General features: G+C 60.9%; 16 protein-coding genes. 11 read left to right on the forward strand and 5 right to left on the reverse strand.

Features of this window, described 5'->3' with window-relative positions; genetic code table 11:
• Nucleotides 1-67 precede the first annotated feature (67 nt).
• Nucleotides 68-2,212, forward strand: a complete 2,145-nt coding sequence (locus AC25BC_RS35155) for a TonB-dependent siderophore receptor (protein ID WP_128407751.1) — start codon at nt 68-70, stop codon at nt 2,210-2,212.
• A 243-nt stretch (nt 2,213-2,455) separates the two neighbouring features.
• Here AC25BC_RS35155 and fhuB read toward each other — a convergent pair whose 3' ends face one another.
• From fhuB to AC25BC_RS35180, 5 genes are all read right to left on the reverse strand, one after another.
• Nucleotides 2,456-4,426: a Fe(3+)-hydroxamate ABC transporter permease FhuB gene (gene fhuB, locus AC25BC_RS35160; protein ID WP_128438957.1), complete on the reverse strand. Its 1,971-nt coding sequence runs from the start codon at nt 4,424-4,426 to the stop codon at nt 2,456-2,458.
• Nucleotides 4,426-5,304 carry an iron-siderophore ABC transporter substrate-binding protein gene (locus AC25BC_RS35165; RefSeq protein WP_003555583.1) on the reverse strand — a complete coding sequence of 293 codons (879 nt, stop codon included), beginning with the start codon at nt 5,302-5,304 and terminating at the stop codon, nt 4,426-4,428. Before AC25BC_RS35165 ends, fhuB begins: the two co-directional genes overlap by 1 nt.
• Nucleotides 5,305-5,317: 13 nt before the next feature.
• The gene (locus AC25BC_RS35170; RefSeq protein WP_128439020.1) at nt 5,318-6,112 is read right to left on the reverse strand and encodes an ABC transporter ATP-binding protein; all 795 of its coding nucleotides are present in this window, start codon (nt 6,110-6,112) and stop codon (nt 5,318-5,320) included.
• 458 nt (nt 6,113-6,570) lie between these two features.
• Nucleotides 6,571-7,473, reverse strand: a complete 903-nt coding sequence (locus AC25BC_RS35175; protein ID WP_164903000.1) for an MBL fold metallo-hydrolase — start codon at nt 7,471-7,473, stop codon at nt 6,571-6,573.
• Between the two features lie 98 nt (nt 7,474-7,571).
• Nucleotides 7,572-8,204, reverse strand: coding sequence for a DsbA family protein (locus tag AC25BC_RS35180; RefSeq protein WP_128438955.1), 633 nt, complete (start codon nt 8,202-8,204; stop codon nt 7,572-7,574).
• Between the two features lie 113 nt (nt 8,205-8,317).
• On the opposite strand from AC25BC_RS35180, the gene AC25BC_RS35185 reads away from it, so the two are divergent.
• The 10 genes from AC25BC_RS35185 (at nt 8,318) to AC25BC_RS35230 (ending at nt 18,008) form a co-directional block, all read left to right on the forward strand.
• Nucleotides 8,318-9,211 carry a LysR family transcriptional regulator gene (locus AC25BC_RS35185; protein ID WP_012760716.1) on the forward strand — a complete coding sequence of 298 codons (894 nt, stop codon included), beginning with the start codon at nt 8,318-8,320 and terminating at the stop codon, nt 9,209-9,211.
• Nucleotides 9,212-9,401: 190 nt separating this feature from the next.
• Nucleotides 9,402-9,668 carry an acylphosphatase gene (locus AC25BC_RS35190; protein WP_017997643.1) on the forward strand — a complete coding sequence of 89 codons (267 nt, stop codon included), beginning with the start codon at nt 9,402-9,404 and terminating at the stop codon, nt 9,666-9,668.
• 154 nt (nt 9,669-9,822) lie between these two features.
• Nucleotides 9,823-10,473, forward strand: a complete 651-nt coding sequence (locus AC25BC_RS35195) for a Rieske 2Fe-2S domain-containing protein (RefSeq protein ID WP_128407709.1) — start codon at nt 9,823-9,825, stop codon at nt 10,471-10,473.
• Nucleotides 10,470-11,315 carry an aromatic ring-hydroxylating oxygenase subunit alpha gene (locus tag AC25BC_RS35200; protein ID WP_128407708.1) on the forward strand — a complete coding sequence of 282 codons (846 nt, stop codon included), beginning with the start codon at nt 10,470-10,472 and terminating at the stop codon, nt 11,313-11,315. The genes AC25BC_RS35195 and AC25BC_RS35200 overlap by 4 nt, the downstream gene beginning before the upstream one ends.
• Nucleotides 11,312-11,971 (forward strand): glutathione S-transferase family protein, encoded by a 660-nt coding sequence (locus AC25BC_RS35205; protein ID WP_128407707.1) that lies wholly within the window; start codon nt 11,312-11,314, stop codon nt 11,969-11,971. The genes AC25BC_RS35200 and AC25BC_RS35205 overlap by 4 nt, the downstream gene beginning before the upstream one ends.
• Before the next feature lies 1 nt (nt 11,972).
• Nucleotides 11,973-13,352: an amidohydrolase gene (locus AC25BC_RS35210; RefSeq protein ID WP_128438954.1), complete on the forward strand. Its 1,380-nt coding sequence runs from the start codon at nt 11,973-11,975 to the stop codon at nt 13,350-13,352.
• Nucleotides 13,353-13,378: 26 nt separating this feature from the next.
• The gene (locus AC25BC_RS35215) at nt 13,379-14,476 is read left to right on the forward strand and encodes a BMP family ABC transporter substrate-binding protein (RefSeq protein ID WP_487778601.1); all 1,098 of its coding nucleotides are present in this window, start codon (nt 13,379-13,381) and stop codon (nt 14,474-14,476) included.
• Nucleotides 14,477-14,479: 3 nt separating this feature from the next.
• A complete protein-coding gene (locus AC25BC_RS35220; RefSeq protein ID WP_128438953.1) occupies nt 14,480-16,000 on the forward strand; it encodes an ABC transporter ATP-binding protein in 1,521 nt (506 codons plus the stop codon).
• Nucleotides 16,000-17,100: an ABC transporter permease gene (locus AC25BC_RS35225; protein WP_128438952.1), complete on the forward strand. Its 1,101-nt coding sequence runs from the start codon at nt 16,000-16,002 to the stop codon at nt 17,098-17,100. Before AC25BC_RS35220 ends, AC25BC_RS35225 begins: the two co-directional genes overlap by 1 nt.
• A complete protein-coding gene (locus AC25BC_RS35230; protein ID WP_128438951.1) occupies nt 17,097-18,008 on the forward strand; it encodes an ABC transporter permease in 912 nt (303 codons plus the stop codon). The genes AC25BC_RS35225 and AC25BC_RS35230 overlap by 4 nt, the downstream gene beginning before the upstream one ends.
• The last annotated feature ends 131 nt before the right edge of the window (nt 18,009-18,139 follow it).

An 18,139-nucleotide genomic window follows, 5' to 3' on the forward strand; every position in this document is an offset into this window, starting at 1 on the left:
ACGGACTCGCTGCAGTGGCCGGAGGGGCGGCCGTCACACTGCTCGATATGCTCTGATAGGGGATAATATGACAGTAGGACTACAGGGAAAGCTGCGCGTGTTCACAAGCCGATTGATTGCGAGCAGCGCTTTGATGACAGTGTCGTTCGGATCGGTAGGCATTGGCTGGGCACAAGACAATGCGGCGGAAGAGGCGACGCAATTGGCCCCGATCGTCATAACCGGCAAGTCGGATCGTGTGGTTGGCCCTGATCGCACCATCGTTGCCAAGGATACCGCCACAGGCACCAAAACAGATACTCCGGTCGTCGATGTCCCGGCGTCCGTGTCGGTGGTGACGCAAAAAGAGTTGGAAGAGCGTCACGTGGACAATCTTCAGCAGGCGGTCGCTTATACCGCCGGCGTCTTTTCGGATGAGTTCGGAAACGACGATCGCTACGACTATATAAGAATTCGCGGCTTCGATCAGACGGCGCTCGGCACCTATCGGGATGGACTGGCGGCGCGCATTCCCGCCTGGTTCACGGCCAGCCGCCTCGAACCCTATGGTCTTCAGCGCGTCGAGGTCCTGAAAGGATCGACTTCGACCCTCTTTGGCCTTAACGGCCCGGGGGGACTGGTCAATGCGATCACCAAGCGTCCCCTGGATGAGAAGCATGGCGAAGTTTACACGTCTTATGGGGATGGCACCAAGGAAGTGGGTGCGGATTTCGGCGGCCCGATCGATGCCGATGGCGTTTGGACCTACCGGCTTACCGGACTTGCCAAGGACGGTGACCAAGGCTTGGATTATTCGAACGACGACCGCACCTACATTGCACCGGCACTGACGATCAAGCCGGACGAGGGGACCTCGCTCACCATTCTGACCGATTACTATAAACGCGATGGAACGGGCGCACGGGGCGTTCCGACCGGTGCAAATATCGATGTCGACACCTTCCTCGGCGAACCGGACTTCAATCGCTTCAATACGGAGCAGGTCGACATCGGATATCAGTTCGAGCACGAGATCAACGACAACCTGACCTTCCGCTCCAACGCTCGCTATACACATTTGAGCCTGGATTATGCTGAAGTCTATGGCGCATCGCTGGACCCGACGGCCAATCGAACGGCGTTCTCGGTTGACGGCACGTCCAACCGCTACGCCTTCGACAATCAGCTCCAGTACGATACCGGATGGGACGGGATCGACAGCAAGACGCTGGTCGGCGTTGATTACACCAGTGACAATACGCGCGAAAACATCCTGTTCGGCACGGCGGGGCCGATCGATATTGATAATCCGGTCTATTGCGGTCTTTCCTGCATTAACCTTGGCCCTTATGTGAACTGGCGCGTCAAACAGCAGGCGCTCGGGATCTATGCTCAGGAGCAATTGACGTTCGACGATCGATGGATCGTTACCCTGGGCGGACGATGGGACCAGGTTCACACGACCGCGGATTACCTCGATAGCGGGACAAGCGACGACGACACGGCGTCAGCTTTCACCAAGCGGGCCGGACTGACGTATAAATTTACGCCGAACCTCGCAGCCTATGCGAACTATTCGGAAAGCTTCCAGCCGCTCGTCGCGCAGACCGCAAACGGCTACGCTGTGACGGGCTCGTTGAAACCACAGCAGGGTGAACAATACGAAGTTGGCCTCAAATATCAGCCGGATGGGTTTGACGGCCTCTTCACCTTGGCGCTGTTTGATCTTACCCAAACCAATGTGCCGAGCTATGTCAGCCCTCTGGTGCAGGAGCAGATCGGCAAGGTCGGTGTGCGCGGCATCGAATTTGAAGGGAAAGCCGCAATCAACGACAGGCTCAATCTCACGCTTGCTTATTCCTATTGGGATGCTGAAATCCGCGAAGACGGGACAGGCGGCAATGTCGGTAACCGGCCTTCCCGCGTGCCGCGACATCTGGCATCGGCCTGGCTTGATTACACGATTCCGGGAGACGGATGGCGCGGTGACCTGACGATCGGGGGAGGGGTCCGCTATATCGGTCAAACCTACGGTGACGATACAAATACGGTGTCGCTTTCCAGCTATACGCTCGTTGATGCCGCGGTCAGCTACAAGGTGACCGAGGACGTGACGCTGGCCGTCAATGCAACGAACCTGTTTGACCATAAATATCTCGCCACCAGCTATTACGGAACTGAGTTCTACGGCGATCGGCGTAAGGTCGTCGGCACGCTGAAGTATTCCTGGTAAAGTGGCGGACGCCGCCTTTGTCCAATCAAGGCGGCGTCCGCATTCTGAGCGTCGAAAGAAGCAAATTATCCGCGGAGAAGCCGAACTATCGCGCCGGTATCCCTGCCGTTGTCGGGGCCGCTTGTCTGCGGATCTTCGCTGACGGAGCAAAACGCTCCTATTGATGGCGGGTTTTTCTTGCCGCGATGACAGCCACGGCTCTGCGGTGCGTGCCTCATGGCCGCCCCTCCCTACGCATAACCCTCAGCTGGCACCGCGCTTCCGCATCATCAGCATCAAGAACGGCGCTCCGATGAGTGCGGAAACGAGACCGGCCGGGATCTGGTAGGGCGATACGATCGTGCGGCCGACGAAATCAGCCGCAACCATAAGCCCCCCTCCGATCAGAGCGGCGCCAACCATTTGCGGCAGCGCGCGGGCCAATCCCGCCTCCCGCGCAAGGTGAGGTCCCATGAGGCCGATAAATGACAACGGGCCAACCGTGAGCGTCGCGGCAGCCGTCAACAATCCTGCAAGGCCAAAAAGCGCAAATCGCGATTTCGCCAAGGGTATACCGACCGCCGCCGAAGGCGACGGCCCAAGCGGAAGGATGTCAAGCCAACGGCGAGCGGCGAGCGAGACGGCAATCAGCACGGCGCCGAGCGCTACCTCCATTGCGGCGGTCGACCCGTCGATAAGATAGGTGGACCCGCTCATCCACCGCATCAGCAGCGCTGCTCTCGGATCTCCCGTCGAGCTCAACACGCCGACGACGGCATCGACCATCGCGCTTAAGGCAATGCCCGCCAGCAGGACTCGCTCAGGCGCAAACGCCGATCGCCGGGAACTGACGAAGATGACAAAAAGAACGCTGATCGCACCGGCCACGGCAAACGCAAATTGCCCGGAAAACCCTGGAGCGACGGCAAACAGGGCAATTGCAACACCGAAGGTCGCGCCGGCACTGATCCCCAGAACTTCGGGACTTGCCATTTCGTTTCCGGTCAACCGCTGAAGGATCGAGCCCGCGACCGCAAGCATGGCGCCCGATGTCAGGGCGGCGAGGATTTTAGGTATCCTGATCGCAAGAACATCGACCGAAAATTCGCCTGATGTAAAAGCCCAGCCGCCGTTGATGTCGCGTCCGAGAAACGCGCTGACCATCAACAGGACGAGCAGGCCGGCGGCAGCGACGATGACCGGTCGGGTTCCATCCCATCGACGTGGCCGTCTGAACACCGGCGATTGCCGTAGCCTATGACGGATCTTCAGCCGCGGCAGGAGCGCGAGAAGCAGCGGCGAACCGAAGATGGCCGTCACCGCCCCCGTCGGCAAGAAATCACCAAGTCCGCCGGCGACAAGTTGCAGGATGGAGTCGGCGAAGAACAGCAGTCCGGCGCCGATCAGGGGAGACCAAAGGATGAGCTGCGCGGGACGCCGTGCTCCGGACAATCGCGCAATCGTCGGCGCGACCAGTCCAATGAAACCGATGACCCCAACGGCGCTCGTGACAAATGCAGCAAGCGCGACGGCAAGGGCGACGACAACGAAACGCAGGCGGACCAATCTGACGCCGAGTGCCGTGGAACTGCTCTCGCCAAGATCGAGCAGCGAAAGCGGTCTCATCACGAACGCGCAGCCGATGGCGATGACGGCCAACTTCCAAAGAAGCGACAAGGGAATGACCCAGCTTTGCTGTGCCAGCGAGCCGGCGCCCCAGATGAACAGGCTCGAGAGGTAGCGCTGGTTCAAATAGGTCAGGATGGCAGCGAGGCCACCGCACCATAGACTGAGAACCAGCCCCGACAAAACAAGCGAATAAGGCGAAAAACCACGGCGCGCCCCCAAGCTGACGACGATCGCAGCAGCGGTCGCACTGCCAATCAGAGCGACAAGATCGCGGCCGGCGCCAAGCAGGTCGGGGAGAAATAACGATGTTACCACCAGCGCCAGGTTTGCGCCGGCCGATACGCCGAGGGTGGTAGGATCGGCGAGCGGGTTTCGCAAAACTTGCTGAAACAGCGCCCCGGACAGGGCAAGTGCGCCTCCGGCAATCAGCGCCGTCGCGAGGCGGGGAAGCGTCGAATAGGTGAACACCATTCGCGTGACATCGTAATCCGGTCGAGCCATTTCTGACAGCGCAGGAGCGGCAAGAAACCACGCTGCTACGCCTCCACCGCACATCAGGAGGAGGAAGACAATTGCTGGCCCGATATTGTCGCGGCGGGATACCATCAAGCTTCCTTTTCCAGAAGATCTGTCAAAAGGCCCGCAAAACGCATGGCCTCGTTCACCATCCCGAACATCAGGGCTGGCGGCAGAATCGACAGATGGCCTGGACGCGCAAACGAAAGCCTGTTCCACAGGGGGCTCTGAGCGAGTTTCGGAAGAACGTCCGGAGGAATCGGGTCAAATGCGATCAGACGCGCGTCCGGATCGGTAATCTTGGAGAGATCTTCAATGCCGATCGTTTCAAAGCCCCAGTAGTTCGACTCTCTGGTCCAGGCATTCCGGACACCGATGCGCTCTAGCACATTGTGGAACAGTCCGGGGCTCGAGTAGATGCGGGCATGGCGGGCATCCATGAAGTTCACCAGGGCGACCGGCGGCAGGTTCTTGCCCACCAGGCGGCTGCGGCATTGCGCAAAGAAGACGTCGGCGCGCGCCAGGAACTGCTCCGCTTCATTCTCACGTCCAAGCTCAATGGCCAATTTACGCGTTGCCGCGATGGCAGCGGTAAGAATAGGTCCAATGCCCGGCGTAAAGATTTCCAGCCGAACGACTTTCGCCACCGCCTGCAGCTTGGGCAACAGCTCATCCAGGTAGGGTGTGGTCAAGATAATGTCGGGCTTCAGCGTGACGAGAATTTCAAAATTGACCTCGAAAGCACTGCCGATATCGACGACGGATTTTGGCATCGGCGGTTCGACAACCCATCTGTCCCAATCGGCAAGGTCCGAAATCCCGACCGGAGGCAATCCGAGGGATAAAAGAGTGGACGCAAGACCGTAGTCGAGACTGATGATCCTCAGGCCCATCGACTGTGCAAACAGCGGAGATGGTATGAGCGAGGCCCCGGCGAACTGCAAAAAGGATCGCCGCGAAAACCCCATAGAACGGCCGGCCTCAGCAAACATAGGCGAGTGGATAGGGCAGATTGGGCGCGGAGATCACATCCATGTCGATCCCATAGATCGCTTGCAGCGTATTCGGCGCGAGGATCGCGCCCGGTGTTCCGCTGGCAACCACGCGACCGCGTTTCAATGCATGGATCCGATCGCAGAAGCGCGCGGCCATGTTGATGTCGTGGAGCACGATGACGACACTCCTTCCGCCCTCATGCGCCAAGCGTCGCACAAGCGAGAGCACCTCGACCTGATGCGCAACGTCGAGTGCCGCAGTCGGTTCGTCGAGCAACAGGCAGCGAGCATCCTGGGCGATCAGCATCGCAATCCAGGCACGTTGCCGCTCGCCGCCCGATAGTGTCCCCATGATACGGTCGGCGAACGTCTCGATATGCGTGGCTCGAAGGGCTGCCTCGACTTTCTCTTCGTCGTTCCTGGTGAAGCGGCCGAGCGCTCCGTGCCACGGATAACGACCGCATCCCACAAGCTCGCGGACCGTCATTTCCGATCCGGTCGTGACATCCTGGGGCAGATATGCGACCGAACGCGCAAAGGCGCGTTCGCTATACATCCTCAGATCCTGGTTCCCGTAAAAGATCGATCCCGTGCTCGGCGCAAGCTGGCGAGCCAACATTTTGAGAAGGCTGGATTTGCCGGAGCCGTTGTGGCCGACCAGTGCGACAACTTCTCCTGCCGGAAATTTAAGACTGACGTCGCAGAGAATTTCGTTCCGCTCTATCAAAAGACCTATATTTTCGGCGACAAAAGTTTCAGCCGTTCGAGGCGGATCTTGCATCGGGAGTATAGCCACGTGACTTCCTTTAACCGGGTGACAGGTCGGTACTAAAGATGAGAGCGGCAATCAACTATTTTCGTTAGTCCTCCGCCTAGCTCCCTCGTCATCTCGTGCGGCGGCCTCGGCTTTCGGCCGGCAACGCCGGCTTTGTGCCGCCTCACGTTAAGAGGGGAAGAGGAAGTCAAAATCCTCTCCAGCGTGTGTAGTTCCGTTGATTATCATTATTTGGCCGTCGCTTGACGGATCTTTCGCAGTTCAACGGAGAAAATATATGCAATCTAAGATTGTGTAAAGTGGCATAAGCTGAATTATGGAACTACGCTATCGGCTTTCAGTCGAACTTCGACGACACATGGTAAGCTCCATTTAAGTGCTGACGACTGCGTCACCATTTTTGCGGCCTTTCTGGAGGCGAAGGGCCCTCCCGGGCCCTTCGGATCAGTTTGAAGATCGGCCGTTCAGCCCCACTTCATTTCTCCCTTGGCAACCTTGGAGCCGATGTCGAGCGCAACGCCCATGCCGAGACCGGGGAAGCGGGCTTCCATGGCGGCCTTCAGCGCGGCGGAATCGGCTGCCTTGGCGAGTTCTTCCTCGAAAGCGAGCAGATAGCTCTTCGTGTGTTCGACGGCGGACAGATCGGTTGCCGCTTCCGGCGTCATGTGGCCGGGAACGACGATCGTTGGCTTGCGAGCGCTGATTTTGTCGAGGGTGGCCACCCAAGAGGCACGCTGCTCCGGAGCCTGGGTGTCGGCCGTCCACACATGGACGCCGGAGAAAATCATGACGCCCCCGAAAACGGCGTTCAGCGATGGCACGAACAGGTACCGGCGATTGCTTAACCCTGCTTCGGCCGCGACAATCTCGACTGTTTCGCCATCAACTGTGACGCTTGGAGCGTCGAAGGCTTCCGGCATGACGATGTCTGCAAGGGTCTGCGGGCCGTTCTCCTTGAACTGCGGCCCCCAAACGGCAAGCTTTTTCTCGATATTGCCCTTGATCGCTGCAATCGTATCGGAAGCGGCCAGCACTTTTGTGCCGGGAAAGGCTTCGAGGACCGGCTTCAGGCTGAAGTAATAGTCCGGATCGGACTGGCTGACATAAATTGCGGTCAGCGTCTTGCCGGTGGCCTTGATCGCCTCCGCCAGCGCACGGCCGTCGGGATAGGTGAACCCGCCATCGATCAGCAACGCTTCGCTGGCGCCGGTCAGCAGCACCGGAGCGCGAAAGAAGCCATTCTGACCGGCGGGGAAGTGCTTCCAGGCCAGCTTTGATCCGGCCGCGTTGCCGAGATCGGCAGGCGCAAAAACGGCAACGGCGCCGGCTGCGAGGGTGGTTTTCATGATTTCTCTCCTTGAATACATGGTTGTCTCCGATGTTCGCCAGTTTCGATTTTCTGCTGCCGTGAGGGTTGCCCCCCGCAGGTCGGTAGTTCATGGAACGGTCTGCTGAAAACGAACGATCACGCTGCCTGAAGCTCGGCAGCAAGTCGGTCAAAGCCGCCGAACAAGGCATCGCTGCGCAGCACGCGGCGCTTATCGCCGTCGCTGACCAAAAGCGCCGGGACACCATCCGTCCGGAATGCAGCCATGAGTTGGCGGGACTTCCCGATCCTGTTGCGATAGATTTCGAGCAGAGCCTCGTCCGGAGCCCGGACACGAGCGGCGGAATCGGAAAAGCCGGCCTGATCGAGAACGTCGGCCACGACAGCGATCTCCGAGGTATTGCGGCCGTCAACATAGCGAGCGCTTTGAAGTGCCTTCAGGGCATCGCCTTCCCTGTCGAGTTGCGTCACCCCGACGGCTATGATCCCAAGCGTCGCAGGGGCGGAGTCGAACATACCGTCTGCGCCCCCGAGAACCTGATCGCGATAGAGCTGGCTGAAGACCTGTCCCGTGAGCCGGTTGATCCGCTGGTCATTGTGCCAGGCAAAGGCTGCGAAACGTTCATCCAACGGACGGGCGCCTTCGCCCGCGAAGAGCCCGGTGGGCGCAAGCTCGACGGTGAGATTGTCAAGCTTGGCCATTTTGTCGAGCGCGGGCGCCGCACCATAGCACCAGCCGCAAAGCGGATCGTAGAGATAGGTAAGATGCATATCGGACCATCCTTGAGCGATGGACAACAGATAGTGCACTTTTATTGAGTGATAAATATTGTTAAATGTGACAGAATGTATGTCAAAAACTTACAATCAAATGGAAGAAGGTTATGGAGGCTGTCAACCTCAATCGGCTGGCCTATTTCGCAGCCGTCGTCGATACCGGCTCGTTCACGAAAGCTGCCGAGCGCCTCGCAATCACGAAGACGGTCGTCAGCCAGCAGGTTGCGCGGCTGGAAGCTGAGTTGAAAACCAGCTTGCTCCTCCGAACAACACGACGCGTCGAGCCGACTGAGGCCGGCAAGCTTCTCTACGCGCGCTGCGTCTTGATTTTCCGCGAAGCCGAGGACGCGGTCGATGAAATCACCCGCGCAAATGCCGAGCCGACAGGCATGCTACGCATTGCTGCGCCCAATGATTATGGTGCGAGCACGATCGCTCCGATTGCTGCATCCTTTATCCGGAAGTACCCCGCTTGCAGGGTCGAGCTTCTGCTCGCCGATACGAAGATGGATCTGCTCGCCAATCAGATCGATCTGTCGATCCGCGTTGGTTGGCTCGATGACTCCAGTCACCAAGCGAGACGGATCGGTTCGTTCCGGCAGTTTCTTGTGGCGTCTCCCAGCTTCTCCGCCACGCTCAGTTTGAACAGTCCAGAGGATGCGGCGGGCCAGCCGTTTATCGCCAATCTGGCCCTCAAGGAGCCGGTGACCTGGAGGTTTATCCAGGGCGATTTCGACAGGCGCACCGTGCGGATGCAACAGAGCCTCATGAGCAATTCGACGCCTGCGGTTCTCGCGGCCACGCTTGCGGGGGCGGGCATATCCGTGCTGCCGGATTTTCTGGCTGGAGAGCATATAGACGCTGGCCGACTGATAAGATTGTTGCCGGACTGGAGCCTGCCGGCCGGAGGAATCTATGTCGTCTATCCGGCAGCTCGGTTCCGCACACCCAAAGTCACGGCTTTTGTCGCAATGCTGACTGGCGGTCGCTCGCCCGACTAGGCTGTGCCATCACGCAGCCTGAGTTGTTTCCATACGTCGCGTCGCCAGCGGCGCAGCCATACGGTGGCGGGGAATTGGTATGCCGCCGCAGGGCTTTGCAAAGGAAACTCCGACGCCATATTCTCGCCTTGACGGCGACCCCTTCCCGAAGTTCATTCAGGCGCTATGATGTAGGAAAACAAGGGCGAGCATGGGACAAGATACAAGCGACCTTCTAGAACGGATGACGATTGTCGGTGATCTCGAGGTGGCCTCCTTCGTTCCCTGGATCCGGCGCCATGCCGCCAAGCTTGGGCTTTCGCACACCATATCTCATACGAGTTCCATGCGGATCGAACTTGAGGTTGCTGGGCCGGTGGAGCTGATCGACATGATGGAGATGGGATGCTCTCTCGGGCCCATCGACGTGTGGGTCGAGAGGATAGATCGCACGGCGATCAGCGGCGAAAGGACCTAGTGCCGGGCTGTGGCACATTTCCCCCGTGCATATTATTTACTCATTGTTGCCAATGCGAAATAATTATGCAAACCTGATAAGGTTGAGCGGAAGTGCCTCGATGCCGAGGTGGGACGTGCTCGGCAAGCATATGATTTGTTTGGGAACTCTAGTCATGCCATCCGCTACGACCGGCTTTTGGACGCCAGTCGCCCTTTCCCGGGATTTGCCGGCCGGAACCGTCATACCGGCACGGACGACAGCCGGATCGATTGCCCTGTGGCGCAGCGCTTCGGGGCGCATATCGGCATCGGCGGATCGTTGTCCGCATCGTGGCATGCGCTTGTCTCACGGCTTCGTGCGCGGCGAGACGCTCTCCTGCATCTATCACGGTTGGAGCTACGGCCAGGCCGGAAACTGTCTCCGCATTCCGGCTCATCCAGGCCTGACGCCACCGGAGACAATCCGCGTCGCCACCCATGACGTCGAGGAAACAGATAACGTGATCTGGGTGGCTGTGGGTGCGCCCGCTTCGAAGCCACCGAGGCTTGATGACCTCACTCCCTTGCGTTCGCTGACGGCATTCGCCGGCATCGCGGCGATCGAGGCGGCGGCCGGTGCGAAGACGAGCCCTGACGGTCTTGTCGAAATCGACGCATCCACCGGGGTCGTCTGTCTGCTATTATCCGCTTGGGAAGACGGACAGACGTTGATCCATGTGCTGCTGAAGGGTGACACCGGCCCGGAGGCGGGCATCGGCGCCTCACGGGTCGCCGAGAGCCTGCGCCGCCGGGCTGAGGGTCTTCAGAGGGATATCGCGCAATGACCATGCAGGCGATGATCGACGAATGGTATCCTGTCGGGCTTTTCAGTCAGCTCGACAGCGCTGGTCGCACGACGGCGTTGATGGGCGAGCCGATCGAAGTGGCACGCGATGCCGATGGCAATGCGAAGGTGACGGGCAGAGACGGCCGTGTTCTGCCGGTGCGTGTGCGTTACGGTCATGTCTGGTCCTCCCTCGGCGAGCCGAAGAAGGAGCTTTTCCCCATTCCCGAGGCTGACCAGCCCGGCCGCCGCTTCGTCGATGTCGGCGTGGTGCGCGTGCGCTGCTCGCCGCTGCGCGCCGTCGAGAACTTCCTCGACATCGCCCATTTCCCCTTCGTCCACACCGACATTCTCGGCGCGGAGCCGCACACCGAGGTCCAGAACTACAAGGTCGAGATCCGCGAGGAAGAAGACGAGGTCTGGGCAACGCAGGTGAAATTCTACCAGCCGCAGGCCGCCAAGTCGGCAAGTGGCGGGATCACGACGGAATACATGTACCGCGTGCCGGCGCCCACCTGCTCCGTGCTTTACAAGACCTGCCCGCCGCGCCCGAGCGAATGGGATGTCATCACGCTCTTCGTGCAGCCGCTGGCCGAAGACCTCTGCGACGTCTGGCCATGGATGGCGCTCTTCGATGACGAGACCGCGATGACCGACCTCATCCACTTCCAGCAGACGATCTTTCTGCAGGACCGTTCGATCCTCGAAAACCAGATCCCGCGGCTGCTGCCGCTCGACCCCGGCATGGAAATTCCGACGCGGGCCGATCTGACATCGATCGCTTACCGGCGCTGGCTGAAGCGTCACAATTATACCTACGGCGCACAGCTGGTGGCGCAATGAAGCTCTACGACTATATTCTCTCGCCCAGTTGCTACAAGGTGCGCCTGATGGCGGCGCTGACCGGCGTGAAGCTTGACTTGCGCCCGGTAGATTTCCATCCCGGCGCCGAGCATCGAGGCCCCGAGCTGCTTGCACTCAATCCGGCAGGCTCCATTCCGATCCTGGAGGATGGCGACCTGATCCTGACCGAGTCGTCGGCGATCCTCGTCTATCTCGCCGCCAAGGCAGCACCCGAATGGCTGGGCAGCGTCAAGGCCGAGGAAGCGGCGCGGGTGCAGCAATGGCTGTCGTTCTCCGGCCGGCTGACGGCAAGCCTCGGCGGTGCGCGGCTCCATGAAATGCTGCTGCGGCCGGGCGATATCGGCGCGCTGCAGGCCCAGGGCATCGCCGCCCTTCGCGAGCTTGAAGCCGGGCTTGTCGAGCAGGGTCTTCGCGGCATGCGTTTCCTCGCCGCCGACCGGCCGACAATTGCCGACATCGCCTGCTTTCCCTATGTGGCGCTGGCGCCCGATGGGGGCGTCACGCTGGATGCTTATCCTGCGATCCGGCTCTGGTCCCGGGCGCTGCGCGCCCTCGACAAGTTTATCGAAATGCCTGGCATTCACCGACTACACGAGTTGAAGCCCGAACCCCAGATCGAACCGGGCGAGGCGTGAGATGGCTGGATATCTCCTGAAGAACTGCGCTGCCGTGATCGTCGACGAGGGCAAAGGGCCGGTCGCCCATCGCAATGTCGATCTCCTGACCAACGGTCCGGCGATTATGGCGATCGGTGAGAATCTGGGGGCGGACGCGCTGCCTGCCGGCACGACCGTTCAGGATGCTGCCGGCTGGTTCGTCTATCCGGGCCTCGTCAACGCCCATCATCACTTCTTCCAGTGCTTCGTGCGCAACCGTGCCGATCTCGACTGGACGAAGCTCTCGGTGATCGAGTGGCTGGACCGCATCTACCCGATCTTTTCGCAGCTCAATGAGGAGTGCTTTTACCACTCCTCCGTCACGGCGATGGCCGAGATGGTCAAGCATGGCTGCACCACGGCCTTAGATCACCAATACAATTTCCCCCGGCACGCCGGAAAGCGGCTGATCGACCGCCAGTTCGAAGCAGCCGAACTGCTCGGCATGCGTTTCCATGCCGGCCGCGGCGGCAATACCCTGCCGAAGTCGGAAGGCTCGACTATCCCGAACGAGATGCTGGAAACGACCGACGAATTCATCGCCGACTGCGCACGGCTGATCGAGACCTACCACGATACCAGCCCCTTCAGCATGCGCCAGGTCGTGGTCGCGCCGTGCCAGCCGGTGAACTGCTACCGAGAGACCTTCGTGGAATCGGTGGCATTGGCGCGTGATCGCGGCGTCATGATGCATACCCATGTCGGCGAAGGCGAAAGCCCGGTCATTCAGGCTCGCCATGGCATGCGCACGGTCGACTATCTGGAAGAACTCGGCTTTGCCGGGCCTGATACTTTCTATGCCCATTGCTGGGAACTGACACACGACGAACTCAGGAAGATGGCGGCCAGCGGCACCGGTGTCGCGCATTGCCCGGAACCAGTCTATCTGGTCGGCGCTGAGGTCACCGACATTCCCGCCATGGCCGCCTTCGGCCTGCGTGTCGGCCTCGGCTGCGACGGCGCGGCCTCCAACGACAACTCCAACCTGATGCACTGCCTGCATTCCGCCTACATGCTGCAATGCCTCGTCTCCTCCAGCCGTGCCCATCCCGTGCCGCCGCCGGTCGATTTTCTCGGCTACGGCACGGCAGGCGGCGCCAGCCTGCTCGGCCGGCGCGATATCGGCCGGCTCGCGCCCGGCATGGCTGCCGACCTGTTTGCGATCGACACTCGGCGTATGGATTATGTCGGCACGCGCCACGATCCGCTGAGCCTGATTGCCCGCGTCGGCATCGGCATGGCGACGGACATGACCATGATCAATGGCCGCGTCGTCTGGCAGAAGGGCGAATTTCCCGGGCTCGACGAAGCCAAGTTGGCTGCCGATGCCGAGGCCGCACTATCCACCGTGGAATTTTAAAAAAACCAAAAGAGGGAACTGAGAACATGACCAAACTGACCCGCAGAAACCTGATGACGGCCGCTGCCGCCACCGGCCTTGCCGGCGTGCTCGGCAGCCGCCTTGCTTTGGCCGCCGACGAGCCGCTCGGCATCACGCTCGTCGTCCCGTCGCCGATCGGCGACGTTGGCTGGGGGCATGCGCTTGCCGCCGGTCTCGAGCCGATCAGGGCCGCTTACGGCGACAAGGTAAAGGTCACCGTGCTTGAGAATATCGCGGAAGGCCCGGACGCCGACCGCATCATGAACAAGACCGTCGCCGACGGAAACAAATTCCTGATCGCCGGCTCTTTCGGCTATCAGAACGGCGCCTTGCAGATCGCCCGCCGCGATCCAAGCGTCACGGTCCTGCACGCCTCCGGCTTCCAGGTTGCTCCGAACTTCTCGCCCTTCGCCGCCAAGTATTTCCAAGGTACCTATCTGCTCGGCATGGCTGCCGCAGCACTTTCCAAGACCGGCAAGCTTGGCTCTGTCTCCGCCTTCGCCATTCCCGAACTCATCACGTCCATCAACGCCTTCACCCTCGGCGCCCAAGCCGTCAAGCCCGACATCGAGGTCTCGGTGGTCTGGGTGAACTCATGGTTCGACCCGGCCAAGGAGCAGGAAGCCGCCAAAGCCCTGATCGCGCAGAAATGCGACGTGATCTTCTCCAACGCCCAGGACACGCCGTCTGTGATCTCGGCCTGCGAGGAAGCCGGCGTCTACGCCTTCAACCTCAACTCCTCGATGAAGAAGTACGCACCGAAAACCTATCTCGGATGCATCTCGACGGACTGGTCGCCGTTCTTCAAGGCATCGGTCAACGCCCACCTTGCCGGCACTTTCAAGGGCGCCAATGCGTTCCTCGGCGTCGCCGACAAGGTCGTCGAAGTGGTCGACTGGAATGCGGATGTTCCGGCTGACGTGATGACCAAGATCAAGGAGATCGAGGCAAAGGTTGCCGACGGCAGCTTCTCGCCCTTCACCGGGCCGATCGCCAAGGCCGACGGCAGCGAAGGTGTCGCATCCGGTGCAACCATGGCCGACCCCGAGATCATCGCCATGAACTGGCACGTCAAGGGCGTCTCCACGCCGCTGCCGAAATAAGTCATGACCACCCCGCTCCTGTCGCTGCGCGGCATTTCGAAGAGCTACGGCCAGATCCATGCCAATCAGGCCATCGATCTGGACGTGGCGCCGCAATCGATCCATGCGATCCTCGGAGAAAACGGGGCGGGAAAATCGACGCTGATGAAACTGATCTACGGCGTCGAGCAACCGGATGACGGTGAGGTCATCTGGGAAGGAAACTCTTTGCGCCTCGCCTCCCCCGCCGAGGCGAGGCGCAACGGCATCGGCATGGTCTTCCAGCACTTCTCGCTGTTCGAGACCCTGACCGTCCTGGAGAATATTCGGCTGGTCGTGCCGGGCCGCAAGGCTGAGCTCAAGGAACGCATTCGGACGCTCGGACGGGAATTCGGCCTCGAAGTCGACCCGCTCGCCCATGTGCATGCGCTGTCCGTCGGCGAGCGGCAGCGGGTGGAGATCATCCGAAGCCTGATGACCAATCCGAAGCTGCTGATCCTCGACGAGCCCACCTCCGTCCTGCCGCCGCAACTGGTGGAGAAGCTCTTCGACACACTGCGCCGGCTGCGCGACGGCGGCGTTTCCATCCTGTTGATCTCCCACAAGCTCGAGGAAATCCGGGCGATCTGTGACCGGGCGACGATCCTGCGCGGCGGACGGGTGACCGGAGATGTCGACCCGCGCGAGCATGATGCCCATGACCTTGCCCGCATGATGATCGGCCGTGAGATGCCGGCGCCCATCTCGGCCCTGCCACTGTCCGGCGGGGAAAAGCGGCTGGAGATCATTGGGTTGGATTATCAGCCCGACGATCCCTTCGCGGTGCCGCTCTCCGGCATCAGCCTCGAGGTGCGTGCCGGAGAGATCCTAGGGATCGCCGGTATTTCGGGCAACGGCCAAGGCGAGCTTGCCGCGTTGATTTCAGGCGAGACGGTGCTGGGGCGTGACCAACGCGACCGGATCTACATGATGGAGATGGATGTCGGCAGGCTCGATGCCGCCGCGCGGCGAACGCTCGGATTTGCCTTCGTTCCCGAAGACCGGCTCGGACGCGGCGCGGTGCCCGAAATGTCGCTCGTCCTCAACAGCCTGCTGACGGCTCATCCGCTCAAGCTTTTGCGGCACGGTCTCGTCGACAAAGCGCGTGCGTTGGCGTTCACCCATGATTGCATCCGTCAGAATGATGTCCGCACGCCCGGCCCGGATGCCGAAGCCGGCACTCTATCGGGCGGCAATCTGCAGAAGTTCATCGTCGGCCGCGAAATCATGCTGTCTCCCAAATTGCTTTTCCTGGCGCAGCCGACCTGGGGCGTCGATATCGGCGGCGCATCCGCCATCCGCAGCCGTCTGGTCGCATTGCGCAATCAGGGCATGGCGATCCTCGTCATTTCCGAGGAGCTGGAGGAATTGTTCGAGCTCTGCGATTCCATCCAGGTGCTGCATCACGGCCGGCTAAGCCCGCCGCTCGCAACGCGGGACACGAAGCCCGAGGAGATCGGCCGACACATGATCGGGGCACAAGCCTCGCCCGAGAAAGTCCAGTGATGAGTGCTTGGTCCCTTGCTTTCGTTCCCACCCTGGTCCGCCGGGAGCGCGCTTCGCTTGCCGCGACCTTGCTCGCGCCCGTCATAGCACTTGTCATAGCGGTCGCGCTCAACCTCGGACTTTACATTTTGATGGGCCGTGACCCTGTCGCGGTCATTTATGCGATGCTCTTCGAGCCCTTCCTTTCCTGGGCCTCATTTTCGGAAGTGCTGCTAAAAGCAGGCCCGCTCCTTCTGATCGCACAGGGACTGGCGATCGGCTTTCGCGCCAAGGTCTTCAACATCGGCGCCGAAGGCCAATTCATTCTCGGCGCGATCTTCGCCTCTGCCATTCCGGTCTGGTTTCCGCAGGCGACGGGCCAGTGGATCTGGCCGGCGATGCTGCTGCTCGGCGCCATCGGCGGCGCACTTTGGGCTTCTCTCACCGCCTTCTGGCGCGTGCGCCTCAACGCCAACGAGATTCTCGTTTCCCTGATGCTGAGCCTCGTCGCGGCGCAGCTGCTGAACTATCTGCTGCTCGGCCCCTGGAAGGATCCGAACGGCTTCAACTTCCCCCAGTCGGTGATGTTCCAGTACGATGCGATGGTACCGACCCTGATTGCCGGTACCCGCGTCAATGTTTCGTTCCTCATCACGCTCGCTTTGTCGGTTGCGGCCTGGATCTTCATGCAGAGGAGCTTCATCGGTTACAAGCTGCAAGTCGGCGGTCTGGCGCCGCGAGCTGCCGGCTATGCCGGCTTTAAGGAAGGGTGGGCGATCTGGCTTTCGCTGCTGATCGGCGGTTTTGCAGCCGGTCTTGCGGGGGCCGCCGAAGTCGCCGGTCCGCTCGGCCAGCTGCAGCGTTCGGTCGCGAGCGGCTATGGCTATGCGGCCATCATCGTCGCCTATCTCGGTGGCCTGCATCCGATCGGCATCGTGATCTCGGCGCTGGTCATGGCGGTCATCTATATCGGCGGCGACAATGCCATGGTCTCTGCCAACCTGCCGATCGCCGCCGTCCGTGTCTTCCAGGGCAGTCTGCTGCTCACTTACCTGATTGCCGTCGCCTTCGTGCGCTATCGCCTTGAATGGCGCCGCGCCGCCCACCGGAGCCCATCATGAACGCCATCGAGTTCATTCTTGCCGGCATGCTCGCGGCTGCGACACCGTTTCTTCTGGCAGCCCTTGGCGAGCTGGTGGCCGAGCGCGCCGGCGTCCTCAACCTCGGGGTCGAGGGATTGATGGCCTTCGGTGCCGTGCTCGCCTTCATTATCGTCTACCAGGGCGGCGGACATCTCCTGGGTTTCGTCGTCGCCGGGCTCGGCAGCGCGGTCCTTTCGCTGCTCTTCGCCGTCGTCACGCTGGGTTTCCGGGCAAACCAGGTGGCGGCGGGGCTTGCCATCGGCATTCTCGGCCAGGGCCTTTCCGCGCTTTTCGGCAAGACCTATGAAAGCCTCACGGTCAGGGGACTGCCGAAGCTTGGCCTTCCCGGGCTTTCGGAACTGCCGGTTGTCGGCGGCCTGTTCGTCCAGGACATCGTCGTGTGGATTTCACTCGCCGCGACCCTCGCTTTGTGGGCCATATTTGCCTACACCAAGCTTGGCCTCATCGTCCGCGCCGTCGGCGAGAATCCCAAGGCCGCTCACGCCATCGGCTATTCGGTAATCTCAGTCCGCGTCCTCGCCATCGCCTTCGGCGGCGCGATGGCCGGCTTCGCCGGCGCCTATGCGTCGGTGGTCTATACACCACTCTGGGCCGATGGGATGATTGCCGGGCGCGGCTGGATCGCGATTGCCCTCGTCGTCTTCGGGACTTGGCTCACCGGCCGTATCTTCCTCGGCGCCTGCCTGTTCGGCGCAGTCTCGCTGATGGGGCTTGCAGCCCAGGCAACCGGACTGGACGTTCCCTCGCAACTGCTCTCGAGCCTGCCATATCTGGTCACGATCATCGTGCTCGGCATCATCTCCGCCGACCGCCGCCTGTTGAAACTGAACGGCGTCGCTTCGCTCGGCGAGCCATTCGAGCGGTAGTCTTCGGTGTTGCGGGACAGCGCGGCGCGCGTGCGCTGCACAAATAGGCGCTCTCACGACCGCGCACATAGCAGCAGTCGCACAAAACCTCGGCACAAAGCAAGCATGCCTAAAGTATAGGCACTCGCGAA

The organism is Rhizobium sp. WSM409 (assembly GCF_057653825.1).